This window comes from Bombiscardovia apis (assembly GCF_033095945.1).
Taxonomy (GTDB): Bacteria; Actinomycetota; Actinomycetes; order Actinomycetales; family Bifidobacteriaceae; genus Bombiscardovia; species Bombiscardovia apis.
In genome coordinates, this window is record NZ_AP026800.1 from 1,814,884 (window position 1) to 1,835,733 (window position 20,850).

Below are 20,850 nucleotides of genomic sequence, written 5' to 3' on the forward strand. Positions count from 1 at the left end.
TCTTGAGACACGGGCCTAGTTGCGCCCGTTTGAGCCGCTAGCTTCTAGCTTACCTTGGCTCATGAGCAATCTTGCGGTCCAGCCCGAGATTGAGCCGTAACCTGCGCAGCAAACGGCACTTGCGTCGCCACCTGAACTCGAACTTGCACGTCTTGCTCGATGAGCGTACAGGAGACCAGCTCCCCTTTGTTTGCACTAGCTACTGTAGCCGCTTGCACGCAGGCAGAAGGAGAACCTTCGTCCACAGCGGACGCAGCAGCTAGTGCGGAAGCATCGGCAGCCGTCCGAGCTCTCGACTGGCAGACCAAAATATTGCCCGTAATCGCTACTACCGCTAGGCCTATTGCAGCAACCGCGACGAGCATCACGCCCATCATGGTGCCGGAGCCAGCGTCACTCTTGCGCAACCAAGCCGGAAGGCGTAACCGGGTGCGCGCCCGGCTACTCATTGAGCATCCCTACTGCTGAGCCAGAAACTCGGGCCGGAAGTACACCTAGAGGGCCTGAAATAACTGGGCAGGAGACGGAGACAGTCACAGCTTGGTTGGAACGGTTGAGCGACACTTGAGCGGCAGCACCGGCCACGCGTTGAGCCACGCCGGCAGGGTCACCTCCGCCCCGGTGGACCACTACTTCGCGCGCTGCGGACCTGGCGGCATCCTGGCAGCTGAGCGACACACTCACCGTTTGCGTGAGCCCCAAAAGCAGGGCGGCCACGGCCACTACGGCTGGCAGAATAACGGCGAACTCGGCGGTTACTGCGCCCGAATCTGAGCGCGAGCATGACTGCCAAGCGAAAGCTAAGACCCGCCGCCAGCACTGCTTTCCAGCCCACCGAGGCTGCCGCTCGCACCCCGCTAGGCTCTTTCGTGCGCTGCATAACTGATTCATAATCAGGCCACACTGAGGGCCCGCTTAACCAAGCCGAGCAAGAGCTCGCGCGCGGTGCCGGACTTGAGTACAGCCAGCAGGATGCCAGCAAAAGCGGTGGCCGCAATCAACACAACTGCGTATTCTGCCGTGGCCGCACCAGACTCGGGAGCCGACATGAGCACCTGCACTCTGGTCTCAAACTTGTAGTAAGCGCTGGTAATCGCATTCGCAGTATTGCGGTAGCGTTGGCGCAGGGCTCGGCTACTACGGCGAGCGCGGTCTGCTATCGCATGCCCCAGTCGTGCACACCTGCCCTGCCGCTTCCCGGCTCCTGCGCTAGTATCCTGCCCTTCGAGTGGGACGAGCACCTGATTGTGGGTCACGAGGCTGGCGGGGGTGAGTTGTGTCATAGTCATGAGAGTTACCTTTCTATACAGCATTGCTTATGGGAGACTGGCTTGATTCCAGCTCGCTTTCGGCGCTGGCAGCTGTCCTGTCGTGCACCGCATGACTTAACTGTGCCTTGTTTGACGCAAATACCGGGTGCTTTTTGACCAATGTGGTCGAACGTGAAGAATGTGGACAAAAAATGCGACTTATCCACATACATAGCTCGATTTGATTCGTACTTTTCCACATATATGGCGCCTTATAAACAAATATGAGAACTATTCTCGATAGCACTGAGGGCAGGGTAGGGCCTAACCTCTAAGTTGCCGGAAATCACTAGTAAGCAGAGAACTATTAGAGAGACAAACCGCCCGCAAAAGCGGCGATGCAAGGCACGACGCCAATCACAATAAAAGCCGGCAGAATGCATAAACCAGTAGGCAGCAGTATCTTGACCGTTAAGCGCGCCGAAGCTTCGTTCAGCGAGCGCCGCTGCCCCTGATCAAGCTGCTCAATCGTAGTTTCAATCCGCCCTAGCGGGGAAATACCGTGCCGCCAGGAGGGCTCCAGGCAATCTCGCACTGCCTTAAGCTGCCCCCCATAGCGCTCATGCGAGCAGGCCTGCGACCATGCGCTATACCAGTCGCTCCCCTGGTTGAGCAGCCGCGCCACCTGGCTCAACGGAGCAGATATATCACTAGAACAGGCTGCTCCTATCTGGTCGAGCGCCCGCGGAATCGAAGCGCCCTGCCGCACACAGACCGCCACCATTTCCAGCAGCAATGTAAGCGCAATGTCAGGTAAATCAGCGCTCGCGTCGATAGTTTCCAGCGAGCGCACGGGCTTGGGCAGCCATAAATACAGGGCACACCCCGCCAAAACCGCCGCCAGAAGCCCCAACATTCTACTCGCCCACTTTCTCGTCTAGTTCCTTAAGCAGGGCCCGCATCCACAACAGCCCAAGCGCATAGCTCACACCGCCAAAAATTAAGCACAGCGTGCCAATACCAGGCTTGAGTAGAAAAGCCAGCGGGCGGGCACCCAACAGGGAGCCAAAGGCAAGTGTGAGCAGAGGCAAGGCGGTCAGCAGTTTCATGGTGGCTTTCGGCATAGCAAAAGCGGCATCTTTGGCCTGGGCCAGCCGAGCCATACGCCGGTGAGCAGCCCCCACCGCATCCAAGCATCGCGAGGCCTCACAACCCAGCAAGGAGCTCAACTTGCAAGAAACGGCGAGCGCATAAGCCACCGCTCGCACCTGCTTATCGTTCTCCTGCCTGAGTTTTCGCCCCTCAAGCATGGCGCGCGCCCGCTCATAGTTAATCTTGCGCGTAGCAAAGCGCCGCCCGGACTGCTCTTCAAAAGCGCCCACCAGCGTGCCCCCGTTGCGCATGTAGGCACTCAGGGAGGAGATGGTGGCTTCGATACCAATGCGGGGCAGGTGGCGGCGCCGCTGACTCACTACTGTTGCCAAGCGCTCGCACGACTCAACCGTTGGCATCAGGCCGAAATATATAGCCAAAGCCGCCCACATCGCTGCCCAAGCAGGGCTCATAGGTTCAGCTATCATTGCCTGCTCCTCGCTCTCTGAACCCCTTGCGCCGGCAGTCTCGGCTGTGAGGGCAGAGCCAGCGTCCGCTTACCGGTACCACTCCCATTGGCACCAGTGGTCGCAATCCCCCACTGCCGAGCAAAACCGGGCCACAGCACCCCATACATCGGTTTGCCCTTACCATCCCAACTACAGACCGCCCGGCCCTGCAAGCGCCCGTCAGCACCCAGTTTGAGCACGCCAATCTGACCAATGCGCCGCTGCCCATGCTCACGCTCTAGGTGAATAACTACGTCGAACGCGCCCTCAATCAGGGCCGCCAACACTTGCGGGCTCAAACCAGCAAGCAAGCCAAGAGTCGCCAAGCGAGAGGGCACGCGCTCCACGCTGTCTGCATGCAAACTGACCATGCCTCCGTGGTGTCCGGAATTAAAAGCGCGCAAGAGGTCAGCAATCTCCTCACCTCGGCACTCGCCCAACACAATACGGTCCGGGCGCATACGCAGAGTCGCTTTTACCAGCTCCGGCAGTGCCACAGCCCCAGCACCTTCTACATTCGCCTCGCGCACCGCCAGCGACACATGATCCGCGTGGCCCGGAATAATACCCAGCTCGCGCACTTCTTCCACGGAAACAATGCGCTCACTGGGCTTGCACTGCCGCAAAAGCGCCTTGAGCAAGGTAGTTTTGCCTGAACCCGTGCCGCCGGTAACCATAATGGTGGCCCGCCTTGCCACAAGCGCCTGCAACAAGTAGAGCCAAGAACCGGGGCATAGACCAGCAGCGACTAGGGCTTGCAGCTGCGGCTCCTGCCTGTCTGGAAGTCGAATAGAAATCGAAGCCCCGGCACTAACTAGCGGCGCAATAACCGCATGAATACGCACTCCCCCGGGTGTGGAAGCGTCGGCAATAGGGCAGGAATCGTCGAGACGTTTGCCCAGTTGTGAGCACAATTGCACCGCGTACTCCCTGACCATGCCCGGGCCGGCAAAACCAGGGTGAAGTTGCCGCTCTTTCATGCCCGCCCCGGAATCTGCCCAGACCCTTCCGTCGCCCGTAACCGCGATGTCAGTCACCCGCACATCCGCTGCTAATGGCGCTAAATAGCCGAAAGCGAGGCCTCCTTCGAGCTCAGCCTCTCCCGGGGCGGTGCTGGCGTGATTAGCGAGCGCGTATTGCAGCTTCTGTGACTCTCTCATCGCTTGCCAGCCTTGGGCCAGAAGGACCGCCGGGCAGGAGCTGGCGCTTCTAAACCAATCTCTGCTTCGATGCGCTCCGCCAATGCAGCCAAGGGCTTTCGGTAAGCGCGAGGTGGCCGCTCAATGCCCATACCTGCCAGTACATCAGCGGCCAGTTGCGCCTGAGGACGCACACAGCCCAGAAAAGACCTGCCTAAAAACTCCTCAGCCTCAGCTTGACTCACCGGCGGAGCCCCCTTGAAACCACGCGGCTCTATGCCAACTAGGAGAACCTTTCCAGCAATCCCGCCCCGCTCGCCGAGTTTGCCCATAGCCTCATCTTCTCTCTCCATGCCCTGGGCCAAGCGCCGCAAGAGTACCCGCGTGCGCGCCAGCCCCAAGACCGAAAGCTCCACCAGCAGCACACACGGCTGCCCCGCCAGCAATCCCACCTGCCCCATGCACTGCCCGCCCGCAGCATCAACCAAGACCAGCTCATGGCCCCGCCCCAAGGCTCCTAGCGCCGCTTCCACATCCCACCATTGCGGTGTAGCCCCATTCCAAGGGTCACAGCTGAGAACACTCATCGCCTCCCACTTGGGCAGCTCATGATCCAAAGCCGCGGAATCAATACGGCCCAGCGGTGCTTCCACATCGCTCAAGCGCAGGCCAGAATCGGCTTCCAACCCCAGCACCACATCCATACCACCCGCTTCCACGTCCATATCCATGAGCGCACAGGCATGGCCTCGCTCCCGCAAAGTTAGGGCACACATGACTAGTAAGGTAGTCAAACCGGCCCCAGCGCAAGCCGAGAGAAAGACCACAGACCGCAAGCTACTAGCTGCCTTCGCCTCACCAATCCCTTGTTCTGCCCCAGCAACTTGCGGCGGCCAGCGTGAGCCGCGATATTGGCCTGAGTTAGTCCTAACCGCCCCACTCTCCCGGTACAGCATGCGCTTGGGCGGGCGTTGAGACCTGCTTTTTTCCTGATGTGTGCTCGTCATGCTCCCATTACACCTGCCCGCGCAAAGCAAACCAAACCCGCAGGAGCAATGTGGTCGAATGTGGCCCCAAAACCGAGGCACGCCTGCAATGGCAACGTTTGAGTTATCCACATTAGCTCAAGCAGAAAAAGCATCCAACAGAGGAGACCAACATCACAAAAGCCGGAAACAGAGCCTTTGACCAACTCAAACGCACACGGACGCACTTTCTTCACTTCACACGTTTGCGCCCAACCATTCCAACGCATACAGTACATAAGTATGGTTCAGAAATTCGACGCACCCTCAAAAGCGATTCTCAAAAGTCAGATCGCAGAGCACATAGCGGAGAGCGACAAGCTCAGCCGGCGACAGAGCGAGCCCAGCAACGCTGAGCCCCTGCCCGAAGACCGCTTCTTTGACCGGGAAATCTCCTGGCTCAAGTTCAACAAGCGCGTGCTCGAAATGGCCCAAGACGAGTCTGCGCCACTTCTGGAGCGTGCCAATTTTTCGGCGATTTTCGCCTCCAACTTGGATGAGTTCTTCATGGTCCGCGTGGCCGGTCTCAAGCGCCGAGTCGACACAGGCATCGCAGTTCCCACGCTGAGCGGTTTGAGCCCCCGCCAACAGCTGCGCGCCATCTCAGAGCAGGCACACAAGCTCCAAGAAGAGCAGGCCCGCTATACGATTGACACTATTTTGCCGGCCCTAGCCCAAGAGCACATCGTCTTGCTTAAGTGGACTCAGCTAACCGCCCCCGAGCAGGAGCGCCTCTCCCGCTTCTTCCAGCGCCAAGTATTCCCCGTTTTAACGCCGCTGGCCGTGGATCCAGCCCATCCCTTCCCCTATATTTCCGGCAATTCGCTCAATCTCGCCGTACTAGTGGAAAATCCCACCTCTGGAAAGACGCATTTTGCCCGTGTTAAGATTCCCGACAACTTGCCTCGCTTAGTAGCAGTCGACGATCTGACCGATGAGGAAGCTCGCGAGGAGCGCTTCGGTTTCATTACGATGGAAAATCTCATCATCGCCCATCTCGAATCGCTCTTCCCCGGCATGAAAATCAAGGAAGCGCGCTCCTTCCGAGTGACCCGCAACGAAGACATCGACGTAGAGGAAGACGATGCAGAGAACTTGCTCAACGCTATGGAGAAAGAGCTGCTCCAGCGCCGGTTTGGGCCGCCCATCCGCCTCGAAATCTCGGACACGGCCTCGCCCTTCCTCTCCCAACTGCTCGCCAGCAAACTGCGAGTAAGCGACGACGAAATTTACCGCCTTCCGGCACCTTTAGACCTGACTGTGCTCTTCGAGCTGCACTCCATCGACCGACCAGACCTTAAATTCCGCCCTTTCATCCCTACCACTAACCGCCAGATAGCGCGCGTGGAGTCCAGCCGAGCGCAAGATATTTTCGCCGCCATACGCGAGGGCGACATCCTCTTGCACCACCCCTACGACTCCTTCTCTACCTCGGTGCAGGCCTTCTTAGAGCAAGCCGCGGCCGACCCGTACGTGCTGGCCATTAAGCAGACCCTCTACCGTACCTCGGGCAATTCGCCGATTATCAACGCCCTAGTCGACGCTGCCCACGCCGGCAAACAGGTTTTGGCCCTGGTAGAGATTAAGGCACGCTTTGACGAAGAAGCCAACATCGCTTGGGCCCGCAAACTCGAACGAGCAGGCGTCCACGTGGTTTACGGTATTGTGGGGCTCAAAACCCACTGCAAGCTCTCACTGGTAGTGCGCCAGGAGCCCGACGGCCTACGCCGCTACTGCCATGTGGGAACCGGCAACTACAATCCTAAGACGGCCCGCTCCTACACCGATCTTGGTCTCCTAACCTGCGACCCGGTAGTCGGCCAAGATTTGGCCCGTCTCTTTAATCAGCTTTCGGGATATGCTCCCAAGTCCAGCTTCCACCGCCTCTTGGTTGCGCCGCGCACCGTACGCACCGGTCTTATCGCCCGCATCCAGCGCGAAGAAGAGGCCGCCCTCCAAGGCCACGAAGCATGGATCAAGATTAAAGTGAACTCGGTAGTCGACGAAAAAACTATCGATGCCCTTTATCGAGCCAGCCAGGCCGGAGTCAAGATAGACATCGTAGAACGCGGCATTTGCGCTCTCAAGCCCGGCGTTCCAGGCCTGAGCGACAACATCCGCGTGCGCTCTATTCTCGGGCGCTTCCTGGAGCACGGCCGCATCTTCGCCTTTGCTAATTCGCAGGGCCCGCAGATGGGCGAGGGCCCCATTTCCGGACCCGAAGTGTGGATTGGCTCGGCTGATTTGATGCACCGCAATCTGGACCGCCGAGTGGAGACGCTGGTGCGTATTTCCGACCCCGACGAAGTTCAAGAGTTGATTGACTACATTGACTTGCAGATGGCCGACACCACCTCCTCCTGGCACATGGAATCCGACGGTACTTATGTGCGCCACTCCCGAAACAGCGAGGGCGAGCCACTGGTAGATTGCCAAGAATTCTTGATTGACCAACACACGCGAGGCATTCGCAGCAGGCGGTAACACTTGATTAGAGAGTAGAACGGACAAGCTTTGGAGGCCACGATGAGTAGAACAGTTGAGGCAGCGGGAGCTATCGTTTACCGTTGGAAAACCGGCAAATCTCAGCCTTCCAAGCGCGGGTCTGACTCCAAGAGCGCGGCGCGTGAGCAATTGGAACGTATTCAGCTGTGCATGGTTCACCGCCCCAAATACGACGACTGGTCTTGGCCCAAGGGCAAGGTGGAGGCCCACGAAACGCACGCCCATACCGCGGTGCGCGAAGTCGGCGAAGAAACCGGCCATGTGATTCGCCTCGGCCCGTATTTGGGAGACATAGAATACCCGCTGGCAGACGAAGGCAAGCAAAAGCATTCGCGCAGGGGCAGGCGTAAGCATATCTCATATTGGATGGCCAGCCTCGCTGGGCAAGACCGCGCCGACCGGCTCAAAGCAGTCATCGGGCGAATCCCTTCGCCGGACCCAGATGAGGTCGATCAGGTGGCCTGGGTAGGAGTCAAAGCTGCCAGAACCAAGCTGACGCACGCCTCCGACAGGCAAATACTCGACCTGTTCGTAGACCGCGTTGAGCAGGGCGCTCTCGACTCCTCGACTATTATCATCGTGCGCCACGGCAAGTCCATCGCCCGCAAGGAGTGGAGCGGCGACGATGCACAACGCCCCCTCACCCCACGCGGTGCAGCAGCAGCCTACGCCCTCAACCGCGAGCTAGCCTGCTGGGCGCCCGACTATCTCTTCAGCTCGCCTTGGACCCGCTGCGTCCAAACCGTGCGTCCCTATGCTGCCGAGACTGAGCAAGCCATCGAAGAGGTCGAGTGTCTGACCGAAACGGCTTTCGCCGAAGAGCCTGCGGTGGCCTACGCTTGGCTCGATGCGCTCATAGCGGACTCCCTCGCCAGTCATACTACTAAACTGGTGTGCATGCACCGGCCGGTTTTGGGCGGCATCTTCGAGCATGTGCGCCCCTTGTGCTCCTCCAAGAGCCTGTCCCACCTCTTGCCAGCGCGCACCCCGTATATGCCCACCGGCACCGCGCTCACTATTCACTTGGTCAACGGCAAGCACGGTCCGCATGTCATCGACATTCAGAAAGTGAGACCAATTGTCTACTAGCGCTTCCAATCTCGGGTCTTCGTCTATCCGCTCTTCGCGCACAGGCTTTGTGGGCATGGCTGGCTCAGGCAGACCTTCACGCCCCGGACAGTTAGATTCAGCCATAGTAGACCAGCTCTCAGGCGGCATGGATCCACAAGAAATCAACGAAGTAAGCCATGTTTCCGCAGCTTCATTGCTTGACAAAGTCCACCATACGACAGACCCGGAAGTAGTGAATCGCATAGTAACGCTCGTGGACCGCGAAGGCGTAGATATAGTAGCCGAACTCTGGAGCGACGCGCCCGCAGACAGCCTACCGGGCACCCTATGGCGGCTTTACCTGCTGCGTACTTGGATGCGCCGCCAGGGAGATGCCATCAGCCGACTCTGGCGCATCGGTGAACCTACCGACACAGCCGCATCTGCCATTGCAGGTGTCGATGCTGCTCCCAATGCAGCGGACATGGCGCGCACCGCTGATTCCATTCTCTCAGGCGCTTTTACCGGCGATTTCGCCGTAGCTTTGGGGCGGGCTGCTGCCTTCTGCGAGGTCATTGCAAGGGGCTTGGCTGCCACAACGCCCACCTTCGACCGGGCTCCGCAGGCGGCCCAGCATGTGCAAGCTGCCCAACGCGCAGGCCAGGCAGGTAAGGCGCAGGCTGCAGCTCGTAAGACTGCCAATTCGCTCATGACTACAGCCCGCGACTTCGCCAAGGCAGCACAACTCTGGCGACAGGGCAAGCTCGAATAATCGCAATCAATGCGGTCATCGCAGGATTTTTCGCCCAACGCCGATCGCGTTTCCCTGCGCACAGCGTAAAAACGCCAACCACTAGCCCGCTGCCTTACTCTGCCGTAGAATGAGAATCGCGTCGGGCCGTGCTTAAGCCCCGGGCTCCATTTGTTGCCGCTGCGAGCGGCGTTTGCGCCGACAGGCGCTTTCACGGTTCGGCGCTTTTCTTCTTATCTCTTTCGAACTTCCATTGCTGAACAATATATTGCGTTCGCCTACAGCAAAATGCATCTGCATGCGAGAGACAAAAAGGGCAGAATTACTAGTTATTGTGCCCGTAAAGAAGGCACTCAGGAAAGCCACTTTTCGTTGAGGCGAGGGGCTTTTCTCCTTTTTCATGCCCAAAATCAGGTGAAATCTGCACTCCTGCGCTACTCTGGGAAGTATGGAACTCCACGTACTACAGCACCCGCTTATTGAGCACAAGCTCACTGTCTTGCGGGATAAGAACACTCCCTCCAACACCTTCCGCGAGCTGACTAGCGAATTAGTCATGCTTGAGGCCTATGAAGCGACCCGAAACCTCGACATCGTAGACGCACCGATTGAAACACCGGTCGCTTCGATGACGGGCAAGAAGCTCGCTTCCCCCCGCCCGATGGTTGTGCCCGTACTGCGCGCAGGCTTAGGCATGCTCGACGGCATGACCCGCCTGCTTCCCACCGCAGAGGTCGGCTTCTTGGGCATGAAGCGAGACGAAAGCACGCTCGACATCGTGACCTACGCCAACCGCCTGCCCGAAGATCTTTCAGGTCGCCAGTGCTTCCTGCTCGATCCCATGCTGGCCACTGGTGGCACCCTGATTGCAGCAACTAACTACTTGGCCGAGCGCGGTGCCAAAGATGTGACTTCCATCAACATTTTGGCCGCTCCCGAAGGCCTAGAGCGTTTAAAGGCTGAGATGGATCCCAATATCAACCTCAAGGTTGTGGTCTGCGCCGTCGACGACAAACTCAACGAGCAGTCTTACATCATCCCCGGCTTGGGCGATGCTGGCGACCGTCTCTACGGCGTCATCGATTAAAACACAGCTATAGTAGAGCGCAGCTGTGAGCTAGCTTCCCCTGAGAATGCTGACTCGCAGCTGCGTTTTACTATAGACTCTTACGACGCCCTCCGCAGACGCACAGCTTCAAGCCGTGACTATTACCTGCGACTTCGGCTTAGGCAGGAACTTGTTGAAGTCAACCACTGAGAGCAGAATCGCGCAGAAAATAAGAGCGAATCCCACCAAAGTAGTAGCGGTAATCTGCTCGCCCATAAACATTGCAGAAAATGCCACAGAGAAAAGCGATTCTGTACACATGATAATAGATGCAGAAGAAGCTTGAATATGCGCCAAGCCCACATTTTGCATAATCTGAGCTGCGAAAGTGGCTAAGAAAACTAGGTAGATAAAGCTCAACATAGTTGCGGTCTGGAGCCAAGAAGCGTTGGGCATGGGCTCAGTTACTAACGCCCCAAAGAAGAAGCACACTCCAGCAACAGCGAACTGCATAAAGGTCATAGAAAGCGGCGAGAAAGTACGCGTAAAGTGGCCCATCAATGCCAGATTAAACGCATAAGACAAGGCGCAAGCCAGTGTCAGCCAATCTCCAGTGGTGAGCGAAAGCGTGGCCGTACCAGGCTTCAAAGCCACGAAGCCGACACCTATCAAACAGACGAGCGCAGCAATCACATTAATTATTCGGGGGCGACGATGGAAGATTGCCCAGATTGCAAATGGGGTCATGACGCAATATGCCGCGGTAAGGAAGGCGCTTCGGCCCGGCTCCATCGTTTGCAAGGCCACTGTTTGCAGCGCCATGTGTGTGTAGTAGGTGAGTCCCACTGCAAGTGCAGGCACAATGATATTGCGCTTCAAATGAGGCACGATACGCTTATGAAAGAGCAACATGAGCAGCAGGCAGGCCCCGGCCATGCGCAGACCCATCAGCCACTGAGGCGGAATCACACGAATAGCAACCTTTGCCATCAAATAGCTACCACCCCATAGGGCTGCACAACATACCAGCATGAGACGAGCCAGATTCGGAGGGAAGGAACGGGACAGGTGAGAGTACAGCTTGTTAAAGCCAGCTTTGACCATGCGAATTCGGCTACGGAAGCCAGACCCGTCCCCGTGAAGGGCGCGTACGCCCCCTTTTACAACTCGTACACCCGTTTGAAAGCTCATGTTCGCCAGCCTGTTGCATTGGTCGATTAGCCCGTTGTACCCTTTTGGAGTGATTCAACTATAAGCTGAACGCCCGCGAAACATGCCCATGCACCACGTGAAGGTTTAGTGTATATTTTTGAGCACTTTTGGGCAGAATTTCAGGCGTTTCGCTTTTCGACACCCACTGCGAAAACTTACTAGATTTTAGTAGGCAACAGGCGGCAAATAGGACTCAAAAATAAAATAGTCAAACTGGTCGGAGGCCTTGACTTCAGCCTCCCGCGAGCGCAGGGTCCAAGCCACTGATATACCGCCCAAGGCCCGGAAAGCTCGCATAGGCAGACTAGCTCCACCGTGCCATTCGTAAGCCACAAAATCTGGTCGTCCAAGCCAATTCAACATGAGGGAGCCAGCGAGAGCTTGCACAATTTCAGCCCCGGTACGCGGCTTGCCATGGTAAGGAGCTGCCAGTTGGCCCCGGCACACGCCCGGCCGATGATAGCGATACCAAGCCAAGGCGAGAGGATTAAACGACTCGATCACGTACTGCCCGGTGTAAGCGGCCAAAATCGCGTCAGTCTTCTCCATCAGTTCCCGGTCCAGCCGAGAGCCCATCTTGTATTCAACAATCAGTGGAACGCGGCCATCTACTAGTTTGAGCACATCGGTCAGCAAAGGCGCATGAATAGGCTCAGGCTCGGTGGAATGGCGCGCATGACGGCCATGACTAGGAGCAGACTCAGCAGTTTGCGGCCCGCCAGCAGTTTGCTCCAATTCGCTCTTTGCCGGATTACTCTGCGAAGCGTGAGCATCAGCATCGGCAAGAGGACCTAGCGCAATTCGACTTAGCTCCTCATACGTCATCTCAGCTACCTTGCGCCCATCGTCGGCCATGCGCTTGAAATCATCGTCGTGAATTACAACCACTTGCCCATCTTTGGTCAAGTGCACATCAAGCTCAATCCCATAGCCAATCTGCGCAGCTGCGCCAAAAGAGGGCAAAGAATTTTCGGGAGACAGAGATGAGAAAGCGCTATTGGCCTTGGTAGCTGACCAGTCTTGCGTCACTGCCTCTGACGAGGTGCCATGCCGCCCGTTGTTGTTCGAACCCAAGGCCAGCTGCCGAGCTAAGGCCACATAGTCGCGTTCATCTTGCCCAGCTTGAGATAAGTCACGCTCTATACCCGAACCGAAATCGTGCAGACCCCGATGAGCGAAATACCTGCCAGGAACGCCGCTGGCTCCTTGCAACTTCCGCCAAACCTCACTGCGAGGTGCGAGAGCCCAAGCGCCTAGCGCTCCGGCAGCCAATCCAGCTCCCACCAACGCTTCGCCCGCTCGCACGACTCTCCCCAAACACCCCATTGCGTACCTCCTGTGCTCATCGTAGCGAGACGGTAAGTCATCCTCGCAGCGAAAGGAACGTTTTAGCTAGATTTATGGCGGGTTTGGCGACGCTTGGAAGCTCGATTTTTGATAAGGATATCGAATACAATCCAAGCCGAAAGCAGGAAGGCCACCACATAGCCCATCATGCCCACTACCGGAATACCGAAGACCACGGGTTTAATACCAGCAAAGTAAACGATTGAGGAGCCCACATAAAGTCCCACCACAATTAGAGCCATCGCCAAGCGGTTAACCATGTCGGAGAGCTGCCGCAAAGGCTCCTCTGAGCCCACCACTTGCACGTTGGCCCGTAACTGGCCGCGCGTGAGCATACGAGTAGCGGTACGCGATTCTGCTAGGGCTCCCAAGATGCCGTGCAAAGCCGAGTCCGATTCGAGGCCCAACTTTTTGCCCCCCTGCTTGAGCCTATCCTCAACCGACACCGACGATGCCACATGCTTAGTAATAATTTGAACCATATTGGCATTCGGCAGGAATTCGTCGAGCAAGCCCTCCAGAGTCACCAAGCAGCGGGCTACCATCGTGACCGAGCTAGGCACCTTAATATCGTGGCGCTGAGCCAGTAGCATGATGGAATTTACATATTCAGCAATATCAAGGTCGGCCAAGTCTACTTTGCCGTATTCTTGCACAATCGAATCGAGATCGGAAAGCAAGGCAGAGTAGTCGTCTGGCCTGGTCTCAGAAGTGCCAGTAAAGCGCAGGAGTCCCTCTGCCAAGGCAGGCGAATCCTCCTTGCCGACCGCAAAAATCATATCTTTGAGCACCGAACGAGTCTTGGTATCGAGCCGGCCCACCATGCCCAAGTCAATCAAGACAATCTTGCCCTCGCGGATGATGATATTGCCCGGATGCGGATCAGCGTGGAAGAAGCCCGCATCGAGAATCTGCGTGGCGTAATTGTCTACCAGCTTGGTGCCAATTTCGCCCAAGTCGTAGCCCGCATCTAACAGTTGGCCAGGATGGGAAACCGAAATACCTTCTACGTACTCCATTACCACTACGTGCTCGGTGCAATACTGCGGATAGGGCTTCGGGCAGTCGATGTAAGCATAGGGCTTACAGAATTCGCGGAATTGGCTCAGGTTGCGCGCCTCGACGACAAAGTTTGTCTCAGTTTGGAAGGTCTGCCACAGCTCCTCGACTACGCCTTTAATATCGACCACTTGCGAGCGCTTGGGTGCCACGCGACCGGCCCATTTCACAAATGAGCGCATGATGTCAATGTCTTGCACCATCGTCTCGCGTACACCCGGCCGCTGCACTTTGACAGCCACATCCTCGCCGGTAACGAGCCGAGCCCGGTGCACTTGAGCCAGCGATGCTGACCCTAGGGGAGTCGCGTCAATGGAACTGAAAATCTGGTCTAGCGGGCGGTCATATTCGCGCGAGAGCGTATCCATCACCGTTGCATACGGAATGGGGTCTGCATCGGCGCGCAGCTTAGATAGCTCCCGGCAGAAGGCCTCGGGCAAAATCTCGGAGCGCATAGATAAGATTTGGCCCATCTTCACAAAGGTGGGTCCTAAAGCCTCGAACATGAGTCGCATGGTCACGGGCGTGAGGCCATGAATCACATCGAATTGCGCAGCAATCTTTCGTATTTGGCGCAGGCGCATTAGCCGCGCTCGCCTGCTGGGCTTGAGCTCTTCCGCACCTTCCGAACCCCGCCCGCTCAGGCCGAAGATCCCTATCGTAGGAACCGGCTGGGCAGCGCCATCTGGGCCTGAGCTAGGCTCAGCAAACGTTCTTGGAGCGTTTACTCCCGAGTCAGTTTCAGCCATCGGCTTGCCTTCCTACTTCGCCATTGCTAGGGTGTTTTTCCAGCTCAATATTGCTGCTTTTAGCTGCGTTGAAGCGCACCACTTGCCCGCCATACGCAAGCCAGCAGCGCTTACATCGCCTAGTATTAGTCTTCGGTCTTAATGTTATAAACCGCGCCGGGAGTGGGTGTTGGAATCGAAGACTCGGGGTGATCCTCGGCTTCGGTCTTAGCTGCTTGCGCTGCATCTGCCGGAGCAGCCTGCCTATTCTGGCGCCTTGCTGCGGCCTTACGCTTAAGCTCAGTGTTGAGCTCCTTGCCTTGGTTGACGGTCAGTTCCCCCTTGTCGACCAGCTGGTCCACAATCTCTTGGCCCTTTTCCACGCCAGTTGCCAGAGCACCAATGCCCGCCAACATTACCTTGCGCAAGCCATCGCCCAAATCAAAATCACTCATCGTAACCCTCCTTAATCCGTGCCACACCACAATCTGTGTAGCCTTGTCCCCCAATTCTAGCTGCTTCACCCACAAAACCAACTGATTCAGCTTATTTCGTATTTCTTCTTGCTCTTCTCAACTGACTTATGCTCGCTTTGAATAAATAACACTTTTGCAGCCATGTCCACTCAAGCATCCATCCATACATACAGAAACTTTTGCCGCAAACCGAAAATATTCAGCCGAGTTCACGACTCAAAACGTTGCAATTACAGTCCTCCCGCACATTCGACCACATTGGCCCAAAAAAGCTACAACAAACGAGCACACCCCTTTAATCTTATGGGCACACGAAACAAATAACATACACAGATGGGATATACTTATGGATACACTTGAAACAATGAACAGACAGAAGGCGGTAGAGAACATGCCCACGGTAACGGTTTCCTCCTGGGGCAACAGCAAGGGTATTCGCCTGCCCAAAAGTCTGCGAGAACAGGCCGGAATTGAGACAGGCTCTCTACTTGATGCCGTTTATACAGATGGTTCAATCATCCTTACCCCACTCGGGGAGCAGTCTCGCTCGGTTGGCTCTTATACCGTTCCCTCAATCCAAGCGCTGTTTGCAGATTACGACGAATTACCCAATCGCCAAGAATGGAACACGGGAGCACCTACAGGTCTGGAGAGCATCTGATGAACTTCCAGCGAGGCGACCTTGTTGCGCTCAATTTCACCCCTCCAAGTGGGCACGAGCAGATAAAACGTAGATATGCAGTTGTGCTCAGCAATGATGAATTCAACCGTCGCTGCAACCTAAGAATCGTATGCCCCATTAGCAGCAACGACGACGGCTTTCCACTTCATGTCAAGATTGACGGCGCAGTTAGCGATCCTGCGGGCTACCCGTCTTCCATTACCGGCTTTGCTCAGGTGGAGCAGGCCAAATCGCTTGACCTCGATGCGCGCGACGCCGAATACGCCGGGAAAATAGCAGACAGCAAGGTGAAACGGATGACTGAACTGTTGCTGGCATGTTTGTTGTAAGCAAGCAAGATTCCCTGTCAGATACATACAATAGCGGTTATTTGTTATACAAGAGCTGTACAAACGTTAATCTTGTATAGCTCTTTGCATAACAAAACCAGACAAAAGTGAGGATCAATATGGTAAAGTCACCATTCGCGTGAGCGCTGACGATAAAAAACGCGCCAGCCATATCGTCGAACAACTGGGATTCGACCTCTCCAGCGTCACCCGCGCCTTTTACAAGCAAATCATTAGAGAACGCCGCATCCCGCTCGATCTCTGCTGCGACGACCCCCAGCCGAACGCCGAGACCCTTCAGGCCTTGCGAGAGGCCGAAGAGATGATAGCCAACGGCACCGGCATCAAATATGACACTGCCGAAGAAGCTATGCAGGCCATCTTTGACGAGGACGACCGAGAGCAAGCAGCGCTGCGTCAAGAAAGACAACGCCATGCTGAAAGTAGAACTCGCTCCGACGTACATACGGGACGTTAAAAAACTTCGACGAGACCACGTCAACACCAATCCACTGCTCGAAGTTACCCACCTGATTGCAACAGATACGTTCATGGCCAAATCTATTCTCAAGCAGCGGCACAGGGCCCATGCACTTAAAGGTGGGCAATATGCTGGCGCCTACGAATGTCATGTAGATAACGCCGGCGATTGGCTGCTCATTTGACGACGCGCAGAAGACGCGGCAGTTTTATTGCGCACAGGCAAGCACGAGCAGGTTTTCCAGTAGTACCGCGGGCAGCACAACGCACTACTTTAGCGGGGGCGGGCTGCTGCGGCTTGGCGGGCTTGGCTGGCGAACTGGTCGAGGCGGTCTAGCTCAGCTGAGTTGGGGGCTTGGGCAGGATCGAAAGCGCCTTGGCCGTAGCGGTTTTCTACAGCAGTGCGAATGAGGAAGTCGGAGATTGCTGGGTTTTTGGGCAGCAAAGAGCCATGCAAGTACGTACCCAATACGTTACCAACGCGAGCGCCCTCAGTGCCGTCCTCGCCATTGTTGCCGCAGCCCTGAGCGTCAACTCGACCTAAGGGTTCAACGCCTTCATCGAGGAAGGTTTGGCCCGAGTGATTCTCGTAACCAATGGCATCGCCAAAATCGGCCGTATGCTCCAGCAAATTGCCAATCATGCGCACGGGGCGACCCAAGCTGTAAGAGGGAATGATGCCGATGCCGTCGAGCCTATCGCCGTCAATGGTTTCAAAATAATTGCCGAAAAGCTGGTAGAGCCCGCAGACCATGAGCATGGGCACGCCCGCCTCAGCTAGCGAACGCAGGGTATCGGCCCGCTCAAATAAGTCACTAATAATCTTGCTCTGGCCATGATCTTGCCCACCGCCGCCAAGCACCATATCAACTTGGCTCGGCCAAGGGTCTGCCTGATTTACCTTGTGCACCCGCGGTTGGAAACCATACAAAGTCAAGCGGCGGCTGATGGTGAGCACGTTGCCCGAGTCGCCATAAATGTTCATATCGCGCGGATATAGCGAGACTATATCGATAACACGGCCGCTCTCTTGAGAGCCGGTCTGCGTATGCTCCACCGAATGTGCTGGCGCTTGTGTCATCTCGCCACCTTCCTCGCTCCGGGCCCTCTGCCCACTACCAAGCCCGATCAAACCGGACATCACGTCTGCTTTCAACCGCGAGCGCCGCCGCTTTCTTCCCGACTGCGCCTCCAGCTTTTACGCTCCCACACCTGCGTCGTCCACCTGCGTTATCTTGCCTAACTCTGCCCGCAACCGCAGCATAGCCGTATACGTGCAGTATATGCGCTTGGGCTTGCCTGGATTAGCGTTGACAAACTGCTGCAAGGCCGTATCTAAGTCGGATTCGACAGCTGCAAGAGGCACCCGATCATAGTCCAGCCGCAGGGCCATATCGTAGGCGCGAGTCCCCGAAACCATTGCCACACCGCCAGCTCGCAGGGAGGAGAAGTCCACATCCCACAGCCAGCTCATGTCTCGCCCGTCGGCATATTCGTCGCGAATGGCAATCATCGTATCGGTATCGGCCGGGTCGAATGAGCTGAGCGCTAGTCGGAAGCCCATCGGATTCTTGACCAAAACCAGTTCGACCGGTGCTCCTTGATAGGAGATTACTTCTCCGCGCCCAAAGGCCGGCGTTACCTGCGAAAGAGCCTCCATAAGCTGCTTATCAGAGACGGCAGAGAGGTCAGTTCCAGCTGAACCAACCGAAGTGCTCGCCCCCTGCGCATCTGCCACGATTGCGCGCACTAGAGCCAGAGCCGCCGCTGCGTTGTAGAGGTTATATACGCCTTCAAGTTTGACCGAAGTTGTCAGCTGCCGACCGTCTAGCTCGAAGCTGGCCTGATGGTCTCCCACCGATTCGAGCACCACATCGGCGGGCTTGCTATGCTCGGGCCGAGCTGCCAGCCGCATATCTTGCAGGGCAGATTCGCGCTCCTGTTCATCCGCCGAGCTCGATTGGTTGCTCGCATCTTCTGCGCCCGTAGCTCCCATGTCGATTTGGTCGCCCTCATGCATTTCATCATCTGAGGGGAAATATGAGAGCAGAGCGTCAGACAAACCAAAGTAACGAACCTTCGCACTCGCGGGGGCAAGGCTTGCTAGCTTGGCAATACGCGGATCCTCGCGGTTCAGCACCACGGTTCCGTCGGTGGCCGCGGCAACGCAGCTGAGCAGACGGGCTGTGTTGTCGATTTCACCAAAGCGGTCCAACTGGTCGCGCATAACGTTGAGCAGTAAGGAATAGCGCGGCCGCACTTGCTCTACAAAATGAACTGCGTAGGCTTCATCAAGCTCCAGCACTGCGATGTCTGCCTTAAGCTTGCCCGAGCCTGCGCTTAACTCAGTTACCAGCGCGGAAACTACGCCGCGTGTAAAGTTCGAGCCAGTGGGGTTGGTAAACACCCTAAGTCCGAGCGATTCGAGCATCAACGAAACCATACGAGTAGTGGTCGTCTTACCGTTGGTGCCCGAGACCAGCACCACGCCCATTGGTAGGCGGCCCAAAGTGCGCGCCAAAAAAGTCGGGTCGATGCGCTCCACCACTTTGCCAGGCAGAGCCGAACCGCCGTGGTGGGTCAGGCGAGACAGTGTTCGCACAGCTTTACCAGCCGGCAGGGCAGCAAAACCATACCAAGGCCGCTTATGCTGCCCTTCGCTCTCCTTGCTCTGCTCCTGCGCTTTCATCGGCTCTTGACTGCCTAACAAATCAGACCCCTCCCTGCTGGTCTTGGGGCATATTGACAAACTTCGACTTCTCACCGATGAAGAGGAGGTTGAAGGTGTCAGTCGGGCCGTTGCGGTGCTTGGCCAAAATGATATCTGCCTCGCCCGGCCGGTCTTCTTTATCGTAAAAGTCGGGGCGGTTGACCAAGAACACAGCGTCGGCGTCCTGCTCGATAGAGCCAGATTCGCGCAAATCCGAGAGCATGGGCTTCTTGTCGTTTCGGGCCTCGGGGCCACGGTTGAGCTGGCTCAGTGCCACGACCGGCACCTCAAGCTCCTTGGCCAACAACTTCAAAGCACGCGAGAACTCGGAGACCTCTTGCTGACGCGACTCCACCTGCTTACCCGAGCTCATGAGCTGGAGGTAATCGATTACTACCAGCTTCAAATCGTTGGTCTGTTTAAGTCGACGGCACTTCGCTCGAATCTCCATCAGGCTCATATTGGGCGAATCGTCAATAAAGAGCGGCGCATTTTGCAGCTTGCTCCAAAAGTCGTTGAGCACCTTCCAACGGTCAGAAGTGATGTCGTCTGCCCTGCGCAGAGCTACCAGCGGAATGTCTGTCTCGGCCGCGATGATGCGCTGAGCCAGCTCGTTCTTACTCATCTCTAAAGAGAAAATGACGGTCGCCATGTTGTTGTGGAGGGCTGCTGAACGCGCAAAATCGACGCCGAGCGTGGACTTACCCATTGCTGGTCGGCCTGCCACCACAATCATCTGGCCAGGCTGGAGGCCCTGAGTTACATCGTCAATCACCTGGAAACCGGTGGGCACGCCCTTCTCAACTTCGCCGTTTTGCATCTTGTCAAGCTGCTCAAGCGTATCTTGCACCACCGGCCCGATGGCCTCGTAGTCCTGGCGCACCTTGCCCACGCTCATCTCGTAGACTTCGGCCTGAGCCAAGTTCACGATATCTTCCGCCTGCGAACCTTCGGCCGAATAGCCCATCTGCGCAATCTTGGTGCCGGCCGCAATCACATTGCGCAGCACAGCCCTCTGGTGCACAATATCCGCATAGTAAGTGGCATTTGCCGCTGTTGGCACGGAAGCGACCAGCGAATGCAGGTAGTCGGTGCCGCCCACTTTTTCTAAGTCGCCATCTTTGAGCAAAGCGTTGGCAATTAGCACGGCATCAACCGGCTGAGACGCTGCAAACAGGGTAATAATGGCCTGATAAATAGTCTGATGCTTAGGCTGGTAGAAGTCGCTGATGTCAATCATCTGCGAAACCTCACCGATGGCGTCCTTACTCATCAGCATGCCACCTAAGACCGCCATCTCCGCATCGTCATCATGCGGGGGTACGCGGTCGAAAAGCATATCGCGTGAGTTCGTCTGCGCGCCGCCCTCTCTCTCGGGGTGCGAGAAATCTTTGTAGTGCTCATTTGCCATACGCTCGATTCTATGGCCCGCCCTCTATTTCTTAAGCTAGCTGCGCA

21 protein-coding genes and 1 pseudogene are annotated in these 20,850 nt (G+C 56.6%); 8 read left to right on the forward strand and 14 right to left on the reverse strand.

The features are described 5' to 3' along the window. Positions 1-59: 59 nt before the first annotated feature. The 7 genes from R8377_RS07300 to R8377_RS07330 form a co-directional block, all read right to left on the reverse strand. On the reverse strand, positions 60-449 hold the full coding sequence (locus tag R8377_RS07300) for an Rv3654c family TadE-like protein (protein ID WP_317642840.1): 390 nt from the start codon (positions 447-449) through the stop codon (positions 60-62). Continuing rightward, on the reverse strand, positions 442-891 hold the full coding sequence (locus R8377_RS07305; protein ID WP_317642841.1) for a TadE family type IV pilus minor pilin: 450 nt from the start codon (positions 889-891) through the stop codon (positions 442-444). Before R8377_RS07305 ends, R8377_RS07300 begins: the two co-directional genes overlap by 8 nt. A 2-nt stretch (positions 892-893) precedes the next feature. Then, on the reverse strand, positions 894-1,289 hold the full coding sequence (locus R8377_RS07310) for a DUF4244 domain-containing protein (RefSeq protein ID WP_317642842.1): 396 nt from the start codon (positions 1,287-1,289) through the stop codon (positions 894-896). Between the two features lie 328 nt (positions 1,290-1,617). Then, complete coding sequence (locus R8377_RS07315; protein WP_317642843.1) at positions 1,618-2,166, reverse strand: type II secretion system F family protein; 549 nt, start codon at positions 2,164-2,166, stop codon at positions 1,618-1,620. Between the two features lies 1 nt (position 2,167). After that, positions 2,168-2,830 (reverse strand): pilus assembly protein, encoded by a 663-nt coding sequence (locus R8377_RS07320; RefSeq protein WP_317642844.1) that lies wholly within the window; start codon positions 2,828-2,830, stop codon positions 2,168-2,170. Continuing rightward, complete coding sequence (locus tag R8377_RS07325) at positions 2,827-4,011, reverse strand: TadA family conjugal transfer-associated ATPase (RefSeq protein ID WP_317642845.1); 1,185 nt, start codon at positions 4,009-4,011, stop codon at positions 2,827-2,829. Before R8377_RS07325 ends, R8377_RS07320 begins: the two co-directional genes overlap by 4 nt. Next, on the reverse strand, positions 4,008-4,997 hold the full coding sequence (locus tag R8377_RS07330; RefSeq protein ID WP_317642846.1) for a CpaE/TadZ family protein: 990 nt from the start codon (positions 4,995-4,997) through the stop codon (positions 4,008-4,010). Before R8377_RS07330 ends, R8377_RS07325 begins: the two co-directional genes overlap by 4 nt. A 261-nt stretch (positions 4,998-5,258) precedes the next feature. Here R8377_RS07330 and R8377_RS07335 point away from each other — a divergent pair, with 261 nt between their 5' ends. The 4 genes from R8377_RS07335 (at position 5,259) to upp (ending at position 10,408) form a co-directional block, all read left to right on the forward strand. After that, a complete protein-coding gene (locus tag R8377_RS07335; RefSeq protein WP_317642848.1) occupies positions 5,259-7,499 on the forward strand; it encodes an RNA degradosome polyphosphate kinase in 2,241 nt (746 codons plus the stop codon). Between the two features lie 42 nt (positions 7,500-7,541). Continuing rightward, the gene (locus R8377_RS07340; protein ID WP_317642849.1) at positions 7,542-8,609 is read left to right on the forward strand and encodes an NUDIX hydrolase; all 1,068 of its coding nucleotides are present in this window, start codon (positions 7,542-7,544) and stop codon (positions 8,607-8,609) included. Positions 8,610-8,664: 55 nt separating this feature from the next. Further along, entirely contained in the window at positions 8,665-9,342 is a 678-nt protein-coding gene (locus R8377_RS07345; RefSeq protein ID WP_425605047.1) for a thymidine phosphorylase, read from the forward strand. Positions 9,343-9,769: 427 nt separating this feature from the next. Continuing rightward, positions 9,770-10,408, forward strand: a complete 639-nt coding sequence (gene upp / locus R8377_RS07350; RefSeq protein ID WP_317642851.1) for a uracil phosphoribosyltransferase — start codon at positions 9,770-9,772, stop codon at positions 10,406-10,408. 108 nt (positions 10,409-10,516) lie between these two features. Here the strand turns inward: upp and R8377_RS07355 are convergent, their stop codons facing one another. From R8377_RS07355 to R8377_RS07370, 4 genes are all read right to left on the reverse strand, one after another. Then, positions 10,517-11,473 (reverse strand): DMT family transporter, encoded by a 957-nt coding sequence (locus R8377_RS07355; RefSeq protein ID WP_317643739.1) that lies wholly within the window; start codon positions 11,471-11,473, stop codon positions 10,517-10,519. A gap of 273 nt (positions 11,474-11,746) precedes the next feature. Continuing rightward, a complete protein-coding gene (locus tag R8377_RS07360; RefSeq protein WP_317642852.1) occupies positions 11,747-12,907 on the reverse strand; it encodes a glycerophosphodiester phosphodiesterase family protein in 1,161 nt (386 codons plus the stop codon). A 62-nt stretch (positions 12,908-12,969) separates the two neighbouring features. Then, a complete protein-coding gene (locus tag R8377_RS07365; protein ID WP_317642853.1) occupies positions 12,970-14,736 on the reverse strand; it encodes an ABC1 kinase family protein in 1,767 nt (588 codons plus the stop codon). 125 nt (positions 14,737-14,861) lie between these two features. Beyond that, positions 14,862-15,170 carry a phasin family protein gene (locus R8377_RS07370; protein ID WP_317642854.1) on the reverse strand — a complete coding sequence of 103 codons (309 nt, stop codon included), beginning with the start codon at positions 15,168-15,170 and terminating at the stop codon, positions 14,862-14,864. Between the two features lie 367 nt (positions 15,171-15,537). Between R8377_RS07370 and R8377_RS07375 the strand changes: the two genes are divergently transcribed. The 4 genes and pseudogenes from R8377_RS07375 (at position 15,538) to R8377_RS07390 (ending at position 16,867) form a co-directional block, all read left to right on the forward strand. Continuing rightward, positions 15,538-15,852 carry an AbrB/MazE/SpoVT family DNA-binding domain-containing protein gene (locus R8377_RS07375; protein ID WP_317642855.1) on the forward strand — a complete coding sequence of 105 codons (315 nt, stop codon included), beginning with the start codon at positions 15,538-15,540 and terminating at the stop codon, positions 15,850-15,852. Beyond that, positions 15,852-16,202 (forward strand): type II toxin-antitoxin system PemK/MazF family toxin, encoded by a 351-nt coding sequence (locus R8377_RS07380; RefSeq protein ID WP_317642856.1) that lies wholly within the window; start codon positions 15,852-15,854, stop codon positions 16,200-16,202. Before R8377_RS07375 ends, R8377_RS07380 begins: the two co-directional genes overlap by 1 nt. An 88-nt stretch (positions 16,203-16,290) precedes the next feature. Then, positions 16,291-16,539: pseudogene (locus R8377_RS07385) on the forward strand (type II toxin-antitoxin system RelB/DinJ family antitoxin); the annotation flags it as partial. 97 nt (positions 16,540-16,636) lie between these two features. Next, the gene (locus tag R8377_RS07390; RefSeq protein ID WP_317642857.1) at positions 16,637-16,867 is read left to right on the forward strand and encodes a type II toxin-antitoxin system mRNA interferase toxin, RelE/StbE family; all 231 of its coding nucleotides are present in this window, start codon (positions 16,637-16,639) and stop codon (positions 16,865-16,867) included. A gap of 89 nt (positions 16,868-16,956) precedes the next feature. Here the strand turns inward: R8377_RS07390 and R8377_RS07395 are convergent, their stop codons facing one another. From R8377_RS07395 to dnaB, 3 genes are all read right to left on the reverse strand, one after another. Next, positions 16,957-17,763: a type 1 glutamine amidotransferase gene (locus R8377_RS07395; protein ID WP_317643740.1), complete on the reverse strand. Its 807-nt coding sequence runs from the start codon at positions 17,761-17,763 to the stop codon at positions 16,957-16,959. Between the two features lie 117 nt (positions 17,764-17,880). After that, entirely contained in the window at positions 17,881-19,371 is a 1,491-nt protein-coding gene (locus R8377_RS07400) for a MurT ligase domain-containing protein (RefSeq protein WP_317643741.1), read from the reverse strand. Positions 19,372-19,393: 22 nt separating this feature from the next. Then, positions 19,394-20,731: a replicative DNA helicase gene (gene dnaB, locus R8377_RS07405; RefSeq protein WP_317643742.1), complete on the reverse strand. Its 1,338-nt coding sequence runs from the start codon at positions 20,729-20,731 to the stop codon at positions 19,394-19,396. Positions 20,732-20,850: the final 119 nt, after the last annotated feature.

What these genes read in the sequence shown, in the direction of transcription:
- R8377_RS07315 (WP_317642843.1), bottom strand. Translation starts at nt 2,166, where the DNA reads ATGTTGGGGCTTCTGGCGGCGGTTTTGGCGGGGTGTGCCCTGTATTTA.
- R8377_RS07310 (WP_317642842.1), bottom strand. Translation starts at nt 1,289, where the DNA reads ATGACTATGACACAACTCACCCCCGCCAGCCTCGTGACCCACAATCAG.
- R8377_RS07390 (WP_317642857.1), top strand. Translation starts at nt 16,637, where the DNA reads ATGCTGAAAGTAGAACTCGCTCCGACGTACATACGGGACGTTAAAAAA.
- R8377_RS07335 (WP_317642848.1), top strand. Translation starts at nt 5,259, where the DNA reads ATGGTTCAGAAATTCGACGCACCCTCAAAAGCGATTCTCAAAAGTCAG.
- R8377_RS07360 (WP_317642852.1), bottom strand. Translation starts at nt 12,907, where the DNA reads ATGGGGTGTTTGGGGAGAGTCGTGCGAGCGGGCGAAGCGTTGGTGGGA.
- R8377_RS07345 (WP_425605047.1), top strand. Translation starts at nt 8,665, where the DNA reads ATGGCTGGCTCAGGCAGACCTTCACGCCCCGGACAGTTAGATTCAGCC.
- R8377_RS07395 (WP_317643740.1), bottom strand. Translation starts at nt 17,763, where the DNA reads ATGACACAAGCGCCAGCACATTCGGTGGAGCATACGCAGACCGGCTCT.
- R8377_RS07330 (WP_317642846.1), bottom strand. Translation starts at nt 4,997, where the DNA reads ATGACGAGCACACATCAGGAAAAAAGCAGGTCTCAACGCCCGCCCAAG.
- upp (WP_317642851.1), top strand. Translation starts at nt 9,770, where the DNA reads ATGGAACTCCACGTACTACAGCACCCGCTTATTGAGCACAAGCTCACT.
- R8377_RS07300 (WP_317642840.1), bottom strand. Translation starts at nt 449, where the DNA reads ATGAGTAGCCGGGCGCGCACCCGGTTACGCCTTCCGGCTTGGTTGCGC.
- R8377_RS07380 (WP_317642856.1), top strand. Translation starts at nt 15,852, where the DNA reads ATGAACTTCCAGCGAGGCGACCTTGTTGCGCTCAATTTCACCCCTCCA.
- R8377_RS07355 (WP_317643739.1), bottom strand. Translation starts at nt 11,473, where the DNA reads ATGGTCAAAGCTGGCTTTAACAAGCTGTACTCTCACCTGTCCCGTTCC.
- R8377_RS07340 (WP_317642849.1), top strand. Translation starts at nt 7,542, where the DNA reads ATGAGTAGAACAGTTGAGGCAGCGGGAGCTATCGTTTACCGTTGGAAA.
- R8377_RS07325 (WP_317642845.1), bottom strand. Translation starts at nt 4,011, where the DNA reads ATGAGAGAGTCACAGAAGCTGCAATACGCGCTCGCTAATCACGCCAGC.
- R8377_RS07365 (WP_317642853.1), bottom strand. Translation starts at nt 14,736, where the DNA reads ATGGCTGAAACTGACTCGGGAGTAAACGCTCCAAGAACGTTTGCTGAG.
- R8377_RS07375 (WP_317642855.1), top strand. Translation starts at nt 15,538, where the DNA reads ATGGATACACTTGAAACAATGAACAGACAGAAGGCGGTAGAGAACATG.
- R8377_RS07370 (WP_317642854.1), bottom strand. Translation starts at nt 15,170, where the DNA reads ATGAGTGATTTTGATTTGGGCGATGGCTTGCGCAAGGTAATGTTGGCG.
- R8377_RS07400 (WP_317643741.1), bottom strand. Translation starts at nt 19,371, where the DNA reads ATGAAAGCGCAGGAGCAGAGCAAGGAGAGCGAAGGGCAGCATAAGCGG.
- R8377_RS07320 (WP_317642844.1), bottom strand. Translation starts at nt 2,830, where the DNA reads ATGATAGCTGAACCTATGAGCCCTGCTTGGGCAGCGATGTGGGCGGCT.
- dnaB (WP_317643742.1), bottom strand. Translation starts at nt 20,731, where the DNA reads ATGCTTTTCGACCGCGTACCCCCGCATGATGACGATGCGGAGATGGCG.
- R8377_RS07305 (WP_317642841.1), bottom strand. Translation starts at nt 891, where the DNA reads ATGAATCAGTTATGCAGCGCACGAAAGAGCCTAGCGGGGTGCGAGCGG.